Source organism: Streptococcus suis (assembly GCF_002960445.1).
Classification (GTDB): Bacteria; Bacillota; Bacilli; order Lactobacillales; family Streptococcaceae; genus Streptococcus; species Streptococcus hyiners.
Map to the genome: position 1 here is coordinate 1 of NZ_POJD01000295.1, position 288 is coordinate 288.

At 33.7% G+C, this 288-nt stretch carries 2 protein-coding genes; both read left to right on the top strand.

Annotated elements, in window-relative coordinates; translation table 11 throughout:
• A partial coding sequence (locus tag C1G53_RS10905) for a septum formation initiator family protein (protein WP_192873127.1) occupies positions 1-123 on the top strand: 123 nt, incomplete at its 5' end.
• Positions 120-233, top strand: a complete 114-nt coding sequence (locus C1G53_RS13570; RefSeq protein ID WP_004194325.1) for an SP_0009 family protein — start codon at positions 120-122, stop codon at positions 231-233. The genes C1G53_RS10905 and C1G53_RS13570, both read left to right, overlap by 4 nt.
• The last annotated feature ends 55 nt before the right edge of the window (positions 234-288 follow it).

The following is a 288-nucleotide window of genomic DNA, read 5'->3' on the forward strand; positions in this document are numbered from 1 at the left end:
CAGGAAGCAGAGATGGTTGCAAAATTGAAAAATGAGGAATACGCAGCAAAGTATGTTCGGGCTAAGTATCAATACTCTAAAGAAGGGGAATTTGTCTACAATATTCCAGGGTTACCAAAATGACCGAATCTATTTTTAAAATTGTAGAGCAATTTTTACAGCATTCTGATGAAAAATTAGAAGAGTTGAATCAAAAGAATAGAGAATTAAAGTTAGAAGAAAATGAATCGTAGAAAGGAGGGAGTATGCAGAAAAAACTGCTCGTATGGTTATTGCCAGTTTTATTTG

Excerpts from the sequence above, each read along its gene's own strand:
- C1G53_RS13570 (WP_004194325.1), top strand. The coding sequence starts at position 120 with ATGACCGAATCTATTTTTAAAATTGTAGAGCAATTTTTACAGCATTCT.